14 protein-coding genes, 1 tRNA gene and 1 pseudogene are annotated in these 13,379 nt (G+C 63.4%); 10 read left to right on the top strand and 6 right to left on the bottom strand.

Annotated features, from left to right (window positions below; all coding sequences use genetic code 11):
• The first annotated feature begins 7 nt into the window (after window positions 1–7).
• Together ACQ651_RS18395 and ACQ651_RS18390 are read left to right on the top strand one after the other, a co-directional pair.
• Window positions 8–1,942 carry a hypothetical protein gene (locus ACQ651_RS18395; protein ID WP_430450080.1) on the top strand — a complete coding sequence of 645 codons (1,935 nt, stop codon included), beginning with the start codon at window positions 8–10 and terminating at the stop codon, window positions 1,940–1,942.
• 551 nt (window positions 1,943–2,493) lie between these two features.
• Complete coding sequence (locus ACQ651_RS18390) at window positions 2,494–3,105, top strand: recombinase family protein (protein WP_430450079.1); 612 nt, start codon at window positions 2,494–2,496, stop codon at window positions 3,103–3,105.
• On the opposite strand, the gene ACQ651_RS18385 is transcribed toward ACQ651_RS18390, so the two are convergent.
• The 3 genes from ACQ651_RS18385 to ACQ651_RS18375 form a co-directional block, all read right to left on the bottom strand.
• A complete protein-coding gene (locus ACQ651_RS18385) occupies window positions 3,029–3,685 on the bottom strand; it encodes a hypothetical protein (RefSeq protein WP_430450078.1) in 657 nt (218 codons plus the stop codon). The two genes, ACQ651_RS18390 and ACQ651_RS18385, sit on opposite strands and share 77 nt — an antisense overlap.
• 78 nt (window positions 3,686–3,763) lie before the next feature.
• On the bottom strand, window positions 3,764–3,997 hold the full coding sequence (locus ACQ651_RS18380; protein WP_430450077.1) for a hypothetical protein: 234 nt from the start codon (window positions 3,995–3,997) through the stop codon (window positions 3,764–3,766).
• 3 nt (window positions 3,998–4,000) lie between these two features.
• On the bottom strand, window positions 4,001–4,273 hold the full coding sequence (locus tag ACQ651_RS18375) for a helix-turn-helix domain-containing protein (RefSeq protein ID WP_430450076.1): 273 nt from the start codon (window positions 4,271–4,273) through the stop codon (window positions 4,001–4,003).
• 262 nt (window positions 4,274–4,535) lie between these two features.
• On the opposite strand from ACQ651_RS18375, the gene ACQ651_RS18370 reads away from it, so the two are divergent.
• Window positions 4,536–5,405 (top strand): hypothetical protein, encoded by an 870-nt coding sequence (locus ACQ651_RS18370; RefSeq protein WP_430450075.1) that lies wholly within the window; start codon window positions 4,536–4,538, stop codon window positions 5,403–5,405.
• A gap of 112 nt (window positions 5,406–5,517) precedes the next feature.
• On the opposite strand, the pseudogene ACQ651_RS18365 reads toward ACQ651_RS18370, so the two are convergent.
• A pseudogene (locus tag ACQ651_RS18365) lies at window positions 5,518–5,768 on the bottom strand (DUF932 domain-containing protein); the annotation flags it as partial.
• Between ACQ651_RS18365 and ACQ651_RS18360 the strand changes: the two are divergent.
• Window positions 5,709–6,545 (top strand): recombinase zinc beta ribbon domain-containing protein, encoded by an 837-nt coding sequence (locus ACQ651_RS18360; protein ID WP_430450354.1) that lies wholly within the window; start codon window positions 5,709–5,711, stop codon window positions 6,543–6,545. The pseudogene ACQ651_RS18365 and the gene ACQ651_RS18360 sit on opposite strands and share 60 nt — an antisense overlap.
• Here the strand turns inward: ACQ651_RS18360 and ACQ651_RS18355 are convergent.
• Both ACQ651_RS18355 and ACQ651_RS18350 read right to left on the bottom strand, forming a co-directional pair.
• Window positions 6,502–6,578, bottom strand: a tRNA-Met gene (locus ACQ651_RS18355). The two genes, ACQ651_RS18360 and ACQ651_RS18355, sit on opposite strands and share 44 nt — an antisense overlap.
• 64 nt (window positions 6,579–6,642) lie before the next feature.
• Window positions 6,643–7,038: a RidA family protein gene (locus ACQ651_RS18350; protein WP_430450074.1), complete on the bottom strand. Its 396-nt coding sequence runs from the start codon at window positions 7,036–7,038 to the stop codon at window positions 6,643–6,645.
• 241 nt (window positions 7,039–7,279) lie between these two features.
• Between ACQ651_RS18350 and ACQ651_RS18345 the strand changes: the two genes are divergently transcribed.
• The 6 genes from ACQ651_RS18345 to ACQ651_RS18320 all read left to right on the top strand — a co-directional run bounded on the left by ACQ651_RS18345 (window position 7,280) and on the right by ACQ651_RS18320 (window position 13,377).
• A complete protein-coding gene (locus ACQ651_RS18345; RefSeq protein ID WP_430450073.1) occupies window positions 7,280–8,278 on the top strand; it encodes an ABC transporter substrate-binding protein in 999 nt (332 codons plus the stop codon).
• A 70-nt stretch (window positions 8,279–8,348) separates the two neighbouring features.
• Window positions 8,349–9,143: an ABC transporter ATP-binding protein gene (locus ACQ651_RS18340; protein ID WP_430450072.1), complete on the top strand. Its 795-nt coding sequence runs from the start codon at window positions 8,349–8,351 to the stop codon at window positions 9,141–9,143.
• On the top strand, window positions 9,140–10,003 hold the full coding sequence (locus ACQ651_RS18335) for an ABC transporter permease (RefSeq protein WP_227287132.1): 864 nt from the start codon (window positions 9,140–9,142) through the stop codon (window positions 10,001–10,003). Before ACQ651_RS18340 ends, ACQ651_RS18335 begins: the two co-directional genes overlap by 4 nt.
• Window positions 10,003–11,280: a cytosine deaminase gene (locus ACQ651_RS18330; RefSeq protein WP_430450071.1), complete on the top strand. Its 1,278-nt coding sequence runs from the start codon at window positions 10,003–10,005 to the stop codon at window positions 11,278–11,280. The genes ACQ651_RS18335 and ACQ651_RS18330 overlap by 1 nt, the downstream gene beginning before the upstream one ends.
• Window positions 11,280–12,692: an FAD-binding oxidoreductase gene (locus ACQ651_RS18325; protein ID WP_430450070.1), complete on the top strand. Its 1,413-nt coding sequence runs from the start codon at window positions 11,280–11,282 to the stop codon at window positions 12,690–12,692. Before ACQ651_RS18330 ends, ACQ651_RS18325 begins: the two co-directional genes overlap by 1 nt.
• Window positions 12,693–12,795: 103 nt before the next feature.
• On the top strand, window positions 12,796–13,377 hold the full coding sequence (locus ACQ651_RS18320; RefSeq protein WP_375550887.1) for an NAD(P)H-dependent oxidoreductase: 582 nt from the start codon (window positions 12,796–12,798) through the stop codon (window positions 13,375–13,377).
• Window positions 13,378–13,379: the final 2 nt, after the last annotated feature.

Genomic DNA, 13,379 nt, shown 5'->3' with positions numbered 1-13,379 from the left:
TGCGTTTATGAAGGGGTGCGACGCGCTTGGGATCGATCCTGCGAACGTGCTCTGGGAGGTTGGGCTGGGCCCGGTCTGCGGCCCGCATGGCGCGGTGAGCGCGGCTGTGCTCGAGCATCCCGGCCTCGTCCGCGCAATCCTCTGTGCCGAGATCGTGCCGGCTGGGATTGCGGTGGCGCTCTGCGCGGCCCTAACGGAGCTGTCGGGCATGGACGCATGCGTCGCGACGATCCAGCTCGGCGGCCTACGCGGCCTGCTACATCCGGAAGAGGCCGACGCCCGCTCCGATGCACGCGGTCGCTACGCCGCGGCGGCTGCGGCGACCGAAGCGGTCATGAACGCGGCGCTGGGAGCCGAAGGGCTGGCCATGTATCGCGTCCTCTATCTCGGGATGGGTCGGATCGACCTCGTGGTGACGCCTCGAGAAGCCGAGACCGTTGGCCTAGCCGCGGCGGCGCGGATGCGGGGCACCGCGATCACGACGACGGTGCAGACGACGTCCCCCGTCTCGACCGCCGCGGCATGGCGCGAGGGCCTGTCGCGCGATCCCCGCTCCGCCGAGGCCTTTGCGCGGAAGGAAGCCGATCGCGCAGGCTTTCCCCCGGCACCCAAGGGACGGGCCGACGTTGAGACCGACGGTCCCGCGCAGTGGCTCTCACCGTCCCCAGACGAGCCTGTGACCAGGAAGAGGGGCGGCGACGCGCTCTTTCGAGGGCGACTCGATATCGTGGACTGTTCCACATTTCTTCGCAGGGGCGGGCAAGGCCTTTTGTCGCTCCAAACCCGTGGCGCTCTCCTGAGCGCGCTATTTCGTCTTCTCGTTCCGCGCGTCGTTGCAGACAGGCCCGGTCCGCATATCCTGTTCAGCAGCACGGACGACCTGATACTCGAGGGGCCGGAAGGTGCGGTCGCGAACCGACTGGCGGTGGTCGCGGACCTCGCGCAGGCCGTCTTCGGCCTGGCCTCGCGCACCGCCCTCGTGCCGATCGTACCGTCCAGTCCCGCCGAGACGGCCCGCCGCCTCGCGCGGCGGCTTTCGGAGCAGCGGTCTACCGCCGTCCCAGTCAGACTGCCACCCCCCGCGCCGGTGGGTCTCATCACGTCAGACGAGCGCGCGCTCTTGTATGAGCTCGGCAGCCGCCTGGCGCCGGAGGCTGGGGACTACGTCGACGCGGGAAGCTTCCTCGGCGCATCGGCTTTGGCCATGGCGTTGGGACTTCGGGCGGCGTCTGATGATCGCCGAGCACGGATCCATTGCTTCGACACCTTCGCCGCGCCCTTCCCGGAGACCTACGACCTGATCGCCCGGAAATCCGGCATCCGGCTGGAGACCGGGTCGAGCTTCGCGCCCCTTTTCGCGGCGCAGACGCGCGAGATCCGGGATGTCCTCGCGGTCCATCAGAGCGACCTTCTGGCCCGGCGCGACTTCCGCCATCCTGTCGCCTTGCTGCTGCTGGACATCTGCAAGAGCCGAAAGCTCCACAGCGCATGCGCTGATCTCTTCCTGCGGCGCCTGATCCCAGGGACGGGCGTCTTGGTGCATCAGGATTATCACCACCCCCATCTGCCCTACATCCACGTCTGTACCGAGTTTCTCGCCGACCGCTTCGAAATTCTGTCGCCGAGGGTGGGCGAGTCGATAGTGCTGCGCCTGAGCTCCGCGATCCCGGAACGCGACTTAGCGCGCGTGATCCGCTACGACTTCACGGACGCAGAGCAGCTCTGCTTGATGGATCGCGCCGTCGCGCGGCTCCCGGACGTGGACACGTTCGAGATGCGGCTCGCGCGGCTCGTCCTCCGCCGCCGCGTCCATGGGCAGGACTGTTTCCGCCGGGAGGTCGACGGGCTGCGGGATCAGCCCGCCACCCCGCGGCAGAAAGTCTATCTAAAGCGGATCGTCGTCTACGCGGAGACGGGCCGATCGCCTTATTCTGGCTGGTGACACGGGCGGGGTAGCCCGACTGACCGGGCCCCGTCATAGCTAGTGACGCTTCCCCGGACTCGGCTGTGGCCAAGACCGAAGCGGGCCTCGGTAGGTCTTCTCGCGCAACGGACTTTCCGTTTCCGTAGGGCGCAGGCCAGCTGCACGTCGGGCTGGAACAGTTCGGGCGTTTCACACGGGTCACAGGTAACTTTCGGAACGAGAGCTATGCTTGGTCTAGGGCCTTTCGAAACAACAGGCCCGGCGATATCGGTGGATTTTGTCCGCGTTTCAACGCCACGCAGGACCAGCGGCTCTGCCTCGCCAGAAACTTCGGCCAGGGCGGCACGGCTCTGGACGGGTTCTGACCCGCTCCGACCGCGCGCAAACGATCAGTTGCGCAACACTCCCCTGCCCCACTGACGCGGCGCAGACCGCTGCCAGCGTGCGGCCCCAACAAACACAGTGCCATTTATCGTGAAAAGTCGCGCCCCCTGCCCTGCCCTGCATTGTTGCAAATATATGTTGCGAATTAACTTCATTGAGCAACAAGAAAGCGCAACACTGTTTGCATGAACCTTGGCTATGCACGCGTATCTACCGATGACCAGGCCACCGCTGCGCAGTTAGATGCGCTGCGCGTGGCTGGATGTGAGCGTGTTTTCGAGGAACGCGCCTCTGGCGGTCGGTGGGATCGACCGGAGCTGCACCGGATGCTCGATCAGCTCCGCCAGGGTGACGTGTTGATCGTCTGGAAGCTCGACCGGCTGTCACGGTCTCTCAAAGACCTTCTGACCATTATGGAGAAGATCGACGCGGCCGGGGCCGGATTCCGATCCCTGACCGAGGCCATCGACACGACAACGCCCGCCGGGCGCATGATGATGCAGATGGTGGGCGTCTTTGCCGAGTTCGAGCGTGAAATGATCCGAGAGCGGACCCGCGCCGGTCTGGAACGCGCCCGCAAAAAGGGACGCCACCCTGGGCGCAAGCCGAAGCTGTCCGACGACCAGCGCCAGGAAATCCGCGACCTGGTGCTTTCCGGCAAGCGCACAGAGGCCGAGGCCGCGCGTCTCTTCAAGGTCCATCGCTCCACGATTAGCCGCCTCATGCCCGCTTATGCGGAGCGATCCACGCAGCAATCTCAAGGATGCTCTCGTAGTCTTTCTCAAGGTGCCGCGTGAAGATCGGCTCATGGTGCGCGATCCGGTTCCTGAAAGTGCGCAGGAAGTTCAGCGGCATATGAACGTTCTTCCGAGAGATGCTGGTGGCATGCGGGAACGCGCGTCTGAGAGCGGGCCGCCAGAGCGTCATCTCGTAGTTGGCTTTCGTCTTCGTTTTCCAGTCAATGTAGCCGCCCGGACCTAGAAGGGAGACCCAGAAACCGAACGACAGCGCGGCGATGACATGAGGCGCGTCGTCTGGATACTTGTCCTTGCGTAGCCCCTGCTTGGTTTGATCGACCCGTTTCAGGCAGCCGCTGTCGAGACCAGCCTTGGCGCTGTCGTACCATGCCTGCCCATAGACGCTGGTCAGCTCACGATTCATCGCGTTTCGAAGTGCGATCTCAAGGGCCTGAAGTGGTCCATAGAAAGCTGCGCTGACTGCTGTGTTCCAAGTGTAGAGTCTGACTGCTTCGGCCCGGTCACCGCCTGTGGCGGTCAGATATGTCCCGAGCCGATCCGCTGACAGCGATGCTTCCAGTTCATCGAGAATGTCGTCGTTCAGGTCAAAATTCTTGACATTTGGGGTGGGACTGGTCATATATGCCTCGTTAGCCCTGGACCCGCCTCTGCCCTAGGTATGCGCCCGGGGCTCAGCATTTCAGGACATTGAAATTCGTTAGTTCGCGGTTGCGGATGGTTTGCGTTTCGGCTTGTAGCCGCGCTTCGCTACAGCTTTCCGCTCGGTCTTCACGTCTTCTTCGACCTTGCGGAATTCCGGTTCGAGCTTCTTCAGACGCGCCACCAGACCGCTCAAGTCGTAGGTATTCGTCATCTTACCGCCGTGGGACGCACGTCGTTCGATGCGTTCGACAAGGCCCGCCTGCTCTAGCTCGGCAATATATCGTTGCACCTGTCACTCACTCAGGCCAAGCCGTTCAGCCAGAAGCTTCTTGCCCGGATGGGGCTTGCGCGCGTCCTCCCACCAAAAATCGCATAGCTGCATCAGGACAGCGAGCTGCGTGGGGTTCAGGCCGAGCCGCTGTTGCGCCCTGAGCAGGAGAGACGGCACGATACAGAACCCGAGGTCCATAACCTGTTTGCCCCATTTCTTTTCGGATGCGCGGCCCGCTTTGGGTGCTCGAAGCTGGACGACATTCCCGCCATCACTTTTGTTTTTGTCAGACATGAGATAATCCTTCTGTTGATCGCAATATCGCTTTAAAATTCAAACGCTTCAATAGAATCCCACCAGACGTTTTTGTCTATACGGTGAGGTCATGGGTGTCTGAACTCTCCGGCCACAGGTGTCTGCTAAAGAAGGACCGATTAACCCAGCATCCGAGAAGGCGGATGAACCAGTATGAGCTTGGCACCAGACGCTGATGACTAGTCCCTGGCCTCCTCCAACCCGCAAAAGGTAGCGAAATCCGTTCAAACAGAGAGGCTGCATGGAGATCACCCAGCAACAGGCACTCAGGAACAACATCGTTTATGACATGTACCGCGATACGGCCGACCAGAACTATATAGTCGCCCGGTGGTGCTTTCAGCGAAACCTCGCTCTGGACTTCCTATGGAATGCGACCCACTGCCTGGAAAAAATGATGAAGGCAGTGCTGCTACTGAACGGGCAATCCGGGATCAGGGCGGCGGGCGCGCGACAGCCTTACGGTCATGACCTCGAACGGCTGTTACCGGAGGTCTCTGCACTGGCAGGTGACCTTTTGCCCGATTTGCTTATCAGGCCGACCGAGATCGACATGCACTGGCGGGTGGAAACGGTGGAGCAGTTCGTTGGTCGCATTTCCGCCAACGGAGACGCCCACAACCGCTATCAAGTCTACGGGCACACCCTGCATCGCGAAGACCTCTACAAGTTCGACCGTGTGGTCTACGCGATCCGCCGCCTGTGCTGCCCGCTCAACAGCTATCTGTTCGGTAACACTCGCCATGGCCAGCCGACAGTCACTTTCAGGGAGCAGCTCGAACGACAAGCGGATTACATGCCTCACATGGTCGGCTCTCGGTTTGCCAGGCTATCAGATGCCAGAGAATCGGAGGAGCTGCGACATGCCGCCCTGAACCACAATCTGATCTTCGCACCAGACTACGATCATGGAGAACTTCGCTGCGGTAGCTCGGCGCTGAACCCGGTTCTAGGCCGCCGAATTCTGCTGGCTGACGAACAGGGTGCGACCGGCGACCGCGCGGCTGAAACAGTCGAACTGGCGGATTGGATCATCGAGAACATCGCGCTTCCTTTAAGTGTTCGCAGCCAACTTCGAGAGGCGCGGGACAGGCTGGCCGCGCGCACCTGACGCAATGGCGCGACTAGGAGGGCTCTTCGAGACCTTCGCCGCGCTCAGCCTGAACGGCCGCTACGGCGGGGCAGGGGGCTTGCCGCCTAACCCTAATTCATCCGGCGAGCCAATAGATGCCGGTCGACCAGTCGAGCACGCCCGGCACCTTCCAGCGGGTGTCGCCTGTCCCGTTGCCCGCGATGCGGCTCGCACGGCGGAGACCAGTTCGTGGTCGTAGATGCGGCCGTAATCGGGGCTGGTAACGGCGCGCAGCTCCGTACGGCCATCCGCAACTTCCATCGTCTTGATCTGCTCGGCCCGGTGGTTGGTCAGCCCGTATTGCAGGTTGATCCCCGCCAGCGGCGCGGGAAGTTGCCGCAGACCCGCGGGCACGACGCGCCGCAGCGCCAGCGCAAGGCGAAGTACCTGCTGTCGGGCCTACTGAAATGTGGCTGCTGCGGCAGTGGCATATCCGTGAAGGACCGGGATCACGGGCGGGTCCGTGTGCATTGCAGCACCCGGCGGGAATCCGGCTCCTGCGAGAATGCCCGCGTGTTCTACATGGACGAGATCGAACGCGCCGTCCTCGCCGGACTGAAGCAGCACCTCAAGGCCCCTGCCCTTCTCAAGGAGTTCGTCGAGGCCTATCAGCGCGAACGGGAACGCCTTTCGGCCGAAAAGCATCGGCGGCGGTCCGATCTGGAGCGAAAGCACGCCGAGACGAAGCGGCTGCTCGACCGCGCTTGGCTTGATTACGAGAGCGAGCGCCTCCCGACCGAGATCATCGGCGCGCGGATGCGCGAGCTTCTGGCGACCCGGACGGAGATCGAGGCGGAGCTTGCGGATGTCCCCAAAGTCGAAAAGGTCATCGGACTCCACCCGGCGGCGTTACGCAGATACGAGCAATGTGTCGAAGACATTGAAGCCGTCTTCGGCGAAGGAATATCTCCGGACACCGAAGAGGCGGCCGCGAAGATCAGGGGGCTAATGAGCCGCATCGTGGTCTCGCCAGTGGAAACCGGCTTCCGGCTCCAGCTTGAAGGCAAACTGTCAGCACTGATGCAGGCTCCGAACCTCTACCCCAACATGCGCATCAGGGCGTCGGGGGGATCGCTGGTAGCGGAGGAGGGACTTGAACCCCCGACACGCGGATTATGATTCCGCTGCTCTAACCAACTGAGCTACTCCGCCAGCCGTGCGCGGTGCTAAGACAGCCCACGCGTTCCGTCAACCTCAAAATCGCCGGACGCGGGGCTCATGGCACACGCGCGGCGGTCACCTCGACCTCGACCTTGAACTCCTCTCTGGTGAAACCGGAAACGATCACCAGGGTCGACGCCGGAGGGCGTGCCAGCCCGGCGATCCACGCGTCGCGGGCGGCCATGTAGCCGGCCATATGGCTGCGGTCGGTCACGAAAGCGTTGATCCGGACGGTGTCCGCGCGGGAAAACCCGGCTTCGTCCAGAATCGCGTCTATGGAGGCGAAGCAGATGCTGGCCTGCGCTTCGGCGTCATCGGGCACCGTTTCATCGGGCGCGATGCCCAACTGGCCCGAGGCCAGCACCCATTCGGCTCCGGCGGGTACATAGGTGCCATGGGCATAGGCCGCAAAGGGCGGGCGGATCGCGGCAGGGGTCAGAGCACGCAACATGAAGGCCTCCAAACGGGCGAGAGACTCGATTTCAGCCCCCAGCAGACGATCCGGGCGGGCCAATGTCCAGCAATGGGCTCAATCCCTTTGCCTGACGCTCAATTTCTATGCAAACATCACAGGACACGCCACCGATCTGCGCATCCGCAGCCATCTGCCGGAGCAATTCGGGGGCCACCCGTTCGCTCCGCCCTCAGGCCACCTAGGCTTGCGGCAGTTTCCAACCTGGGGAGAAACCTCGATGATGATCCGGATATCCTGTCTTGCGTTCGGTGCGGCTCTTGCGGCCGGCAGCGCGGCTGCGCAAAACACCTCCGTCACCTTTGGCACCAACTGGCTCGCGCAGGCCGAACACGGCGGGTTCTACCAATCCGTGGCCGATGGCACCTATGCCGAATGCGGGCTGGATGTGGAGATTATCTCGGGTGGCCCGCAGGTGAACAACCGCGCGCTTCTGCTGGCCGGCCGGATCCAGTTTCACATGGGCGGAGATCTGCTTCAGGCTTTCAATGCCGCGGCCGAGGATATTCCCGTCGTCGCCGTTGCGGCCATCTTCCAGAAACATCCGCAGGTGATCGTGGCCCATCCGGGCGTTGCCGAAAGCTGGGAAGACCTGCGCGACTTGACGCTTCTGATCGGAGATAACGGATTTGCGTCCTATTATCAGTGGATGATCGCCGAGCACGGGTTCACCGTCGAGCAACGCCAGCCCTACACCTTCAACCCCGCGCCGTTCCTCGCCGATGATCAGCTGGGGATGCAGGGGTATCTGTCATCGGAACCCTATGTGATCCAGACCGAGGGCGGTTTCACCCCCAACGTGTTCCTGATCGCCGATGCGGGCTATTCCAGCTACGCCACCACGATCGAGACCATGCAAGCCACGATCGATGACAACCCGGAGATGGTGGAATGCTTCGTGAACGGCTCGATCCTGGGCTGGTACAACTATCTTTATGGCGACAACGCCGCCGCGAACGAGCTTATCCTGGCGGCCAATCCCGACATGACCCAGGACAAGATCGACTTCGCCATCGCGATGATGATCGACAATGGCATCGTCGATTCAGGCAACACGCTTGAGCTTGGCATCGGCGCAATGACCGAGGAGGTCGTCGGCGGTTTCTATCAGGACATGGTCGATGCCGGCGTGGTGGAGGCGGGGCTCGACTGGCAATCCACCTACACGACCGCCTTTGTCAATCAGGGCCTCGGGCTGGATCTGCGCCCGGCCGAGTAAACCCGCTCATCGCGCGGGCGGGGCGCCCCCGCCCAACCGCTCTCTCTTTGCTGATTTTCGGAGCCGCCCCATGAGTGCCCTTCGGCGCCCCACCCTGCCCCTTGGTGAACGCCCGCCGCTGTTGCAGATGCAAGCCGTCGACAAGGTGTTCGGCGGTACGGTCATCGCGCTAAAGGACATGAACCTTGTGGTCAATCAGGGCGATTTCATCTCGCTTCTCGGCCCCTCGGGCTGCGGCAAATCCACGGCGCTCCGTATCATATCCGATCTTCTGCACCCCACCCGCGGCAAGGTGATCTGGGAAGGAGACCATGGCATCGGCGATCTGGGCGTGGTGTTTCAGGAACCCACGCTGATGCCATGGGCTACGGTGGCGCAAAATGTCTGGCTGCCCTACCGGTTGCGCGGCAAGACCTATAACGCGGTGAAGGACGAGGTGCTGGAGGCGCTGCGGCTGGTGGGGCTGGAAAACTTCCTCAACGCCTATCCGCGCGAGCTTTCAGGCGGCATGAAGATGCGCGTGTCCATCGCCCGGGCGATGGTGACGAACCCGCGTCTGATCCTGATGGACGAGCCCTTTGCCGCGTTGGACGAGATTACGCGGCACAAGCTGAACAACGACCTGTTGCGCCTGAAGGACAAGATCGGCTGCACCGTCATTTTCGTGACCCATTCGGTATTCGAAAGCGTATTCCTGTCCGACCGGATCGTGGTCATGGCCGCGCGCCCGGGCCGGGTTCTGCAGGAGCTTCGGGTCGATGCGCCCTACCCCCGCGGCGAAGAGTTCCGCACGTCGGCCGAATACGCCGCCCATACCCGCGCCGCATCCGGGGCACTGAAGGAAGCCATGGGGGAGCTTGCATGACGATTGCGGAGAACAGGCCGCTGCCCGTCGTCGAGGCGCTGGACGAGGACGAGGCCCGGCGCGCCCGCGCCCGCCGGATCGAAGGCATCGCCAAATGGGCGCTGCCGGTGGTCATGATGGTGCTGGCGATCGCGGGCTGGGCCTGGATCGTGGCGGCCAACGACATTCCGCATTACATCCTGCCGGGGCCCGGCCGGGTCTGGGCGAGCCTGGTGGAGGATTGGGGCATGCTGCTCGATGCGGCCTATCTGACCGGGTGGATCACCCTTCTGGCGCTGCTTCTGGCCGTGGTCGGGGGCGCGGGGCTGGCGATCCTGTTCAACCAGTCCAAAATGCTGGAACTGTCCTTCTACCCCTATGCCGTGATCCTGCAGGTCACGCCCGTGGTGTCGATCGCGCCGCTGATCTTCATCTATGTGGACAGCAAGATCGCGGGCATGTTGCTCTGCGCCTGGATCGTGGCCTTCTTTCCGGTGCTGAGCTCGACAACCCTCGGCCTGAACAGCGTGGACCACAATCTGCGGGATCTCTTCCGCATCTACGGTGCCTCCCGCTGGCAGAAGCTGCGCTATCTTCAACTGCCATCGGCCCTGCCCTATTTTCTGGGCGGCCTGAAAATCGCGGGCGGCCTCTCGTTGATCGGGGCGGTGGTGGCCGAACTCGTCGCCGGAACCGGCGGTATCGGGTCGGGTCTGGCCTTCCGCATTCAGGAGGCCGGCTACAGGCTCAACATCGCACGGATGTTCGCCGCGCTTTCGCTCGTTGCGGCGATGGGTGTGTTCATCTTTGCCGCGCTCTCGATCTTTTCCCATCTCTTGCTGCGCAAATGGCATGAAAGCGCCCTGAAGCGGGAGGGATGATGGATTTCCGGACCCTTCCCAACGGCCCGATCACACTGTCGAATGTGACGGTGCCGGCCTGTCTTCTGGGCCGGGAGGGCGATCTGATCCGCACCGATATCTCGATTGCGGACGGCAGGATCGGCCCGGCGCAGGCGCTGGCGGTGGATATGCAGGGCACGATGGTGTTGCCCGCTTTCGTCGATATGCACACCCATCTGGACAAGGGCCATATCTGGGACCGCGCGCCGAACCCGGACGGGACTTTCGCAGGCGCGCTGGACACGGTCCGGGCGGACAGCACCGCCCACTGGACCGCCGAAGACCTGCACGCGCGGATCGGGTTCTCCCTTCGGTCGGCCTATGCCCATGGTACCCGCGCGATCCGCACCCATCTGGATTCGATCCCCCCGCAGGATGACATTTCCTGGCCCGTCTTCCGCGAGATACAGGCCGACTGGGCCGGGCGGATCACGTTGCAGGCCGCCTGCCTGATCGGTTGTGACAAATGGACCGACGACAGCGGCCCGTTCGGCCATACCGCCGATCTGGTCGCTGCGACGCCGGGCGGCGTTCTGGGTATGGTCACCTACCCGATGGCCGATCTGCGCGACCGTTTGCGGGGGTTCTTCCGTCAGGCCGCCGCGCGCGGGCTGGATGCGGATTTCCATGTGGATGAAACGATGGATCCGGGGGTGGAGACACTGCGCGATATTGCCGAGATCGCGCAGGAGACCGGCTTCGACGGGCGGATCGTCGTGGGCCATTGCTGTTCCTTGTCGACGCAGGACGAGGCGCGCGCCCGGGACACACTCGATCTGGTGGCAAAGGCCGGGATCGATGTGGTCAGCCTGCCCATGTGCAATCTGTATCTTCAGGATCGGGCGCCCACGGGCACCGTCCGCACCCCGCGCTTTCGTGGCATCACCCTGGTTCATGAAATGCGCGCGCGCGGCATCCGCGTCTGTTTCGCATCCGACAACACCCGCGATCCCTTTTACGCCTATGGCGACATGGATATGCTGGAGGTGATGCGGGAGGCGACCCGGATCGGGCATCTGGACCACTCGCGCACCGACTGGGCAGGGGCCTTCAGCGTCACGCCGGCCGCGATCTGCGGGTTTGAGCCGCCGGACCTCAGCGAAGGCGCGCCCGCCGACCTGGTGATCTGCAAGGCCCGCAGCTGGACCGAGCTCTTCGCCCGTCCGCAGGCGGACCGGATCGTGCTGCGCAACGGGCGGCAGATCGACCGCACATTGCCCGACTATGCCGATCTCGACGATCTGATGAGGACATGATGGACACGAACACCGCCGCCGCCAAAGCCGCCCTGGCCCATATCGAACAGGACGAGAACCCGGCCACGATCAAGGCCAAATCCCGCGATTTCTTCTGGTATTCACCGATTCTGAAGGACCGGATGGACCATCTGGAGGCCGATTTCGTGGTAAACCCGAAAACCGAGGCCGACGTGATCGAGATCCTGCGGGTCTGTTACGCCCATGACGTTCCGGTCACCACCCGCGGCGCGGGCACCGGCAATTACGGTCAGGCGATGCCGATGCGCGGCGGCTGCGTCATGCATCTGCGCCACATGACGGCGGTGAAGGAAATCCACCCGGGCCGCGTTATCTGCGAACCGGGCATCCTGCTGAAAGACCTCGACACGGCCTGCAAGGAGCATTCCGGGCAGGAGATCCGCATGTTCAGCTCCACCTGGGCCACGGCCACCATCGGCGGGTTCATCGCCGGCGGCTCCGGCGGGGTCGGCTCCTGCACCTGGGGCAGCTTGCGCGACCTCGGCAACATCATCCGCTTGCGCGTGGTGACGATGGAGGCCGAACCCCGCGTGCTGGAGTTTCGCGGCGAGGAACTGGCGCGGGTCAGCCATGCCTATGGCACCAACGGGATCATCACCGAGATCGAGATGCCGCTGGCGCCGGCCTATGACTGGGTCGAGATGTTCGTCGCGACCAAGGATTTCATGGCGGCCGCGCGCTTTGCCGAGGAACTGGCCAATGAAGACGGCATTCTGATCAAGCTCGCCTCCGTCTACGAGGCGCCGGCGCCGTTCGACTATTTCAGCCGGGTCAGGCCCCATATCGAAGCCGATGACACGCTGATCGGCCTGATGGTCGCACCCCATTCGATGGACGGGTTCGAGACCTTTCTGGCCCGCAGGCCGGAGGCGCGGCTGATCTACCGCTCCGACAGGTCCGACTGGCCGAAAACACCCGGCCCGGTTTTCGAATATGGCTGGAACCACACGACACTCAGGGCCCTGAAAGTGGACCCGTCCATCACTTATCTGCAGGTCCGCTATGGCTTCCCCCGGCATCTGGAACTGATCGAACGGATGCGCGATGAGTTCGCGCCCGAGATCCTGCAACATCTGGAGGTCCTGCGGGAGAACGGGAAGGTGATGTTCGCCGGCCTGTCGCTGGTGAAATTCTCAGGCGAAGCGCGGCTGGAGGAGATCATCCGCATCCACGAGGAGGCCGGTGCGATGATCTTCAACCCCCATCGCTACACGCTGGAGGAGGGCGGCCGCCAATCGGTGGATGACCGCCAGCTTGCCTTCAAGCGGGAAGCGGATCCCAAGGGCCTGCTGAACCCCGGCAAGATGATCGCATGGGATGACCCGGGCTGGAAGTATGACCGCATGTATGCCTATCCCGCGATGTCGAAACCGGCGGAAGCCGCGGAATGAGGGCGGAGAGGGCCATCGCCGTGCCGGGCAGGTCGATCCGTTGCGGGAGCGGCGCTGCGGACGGCCCTCCAACCTCGCACGGCCAGGATGCGGGGCGGGGCCTATGAGCCGGGCGCTGGTGCTGTTCGCCCATCCCTGCGCGGAGAGTTTTTCGGCCGCCCTGCACGACCGCGTGGTGGACCGGCTGCAAGGCGCAGGCTGGCAGGTGGATGATTGCGACCTGAACGCCGAAGGCTTTGATCCGGTTCTGGGGGAGGCCGAACGCCGCGGCTATCATACGTTGGAAGACAACATCCGGCCGGTGGCGGAATACGTCGCGCGGTTGCGCGCGGCGGAAGCGTTGGTGATGGTCTTCCCGGTCTGGAACTTCGGCTATCCGGCCATCCTGAAGGGGTTTCTCGATCGCGTGTTCCTGCCCGGCGTCTCCTTCCGGCTGGAGGCGGGCAAGGTACGCCCGAACCTGACCCATATCCGCAAACTGGCCGCCGTGACCACTTATGGCGGCACGCGGATGCGGGCCCTGCTCGCGGGCGACCCGCCGCGCAAATGCGTCACAAGGGCGCTCTGGCATGTGTGCAGACCCGAAAAGATGCGATATCTGGCCTTGTATGACATGAACCGGGCAAACGATGTCAGGCGCGCCGGGTTTCTGAACCGCGTCGGCCAAGAGATGGAGACGTTCTGAAA

The organism is Rhodophyticola sp. (genome assembly GCF_965284195.1).
Taxonomy (GTDB): domain Bacteria; phylum Pseudomonadota; class Alphaproteobacteria; order Rhodobacterales; family Rhodobacteraceae; genus Rhodophyticola.
Note: the sequence above shows the minus strand (reverse complement) of the source record. Positions and strands in the feature narration are given on the sequence as shown.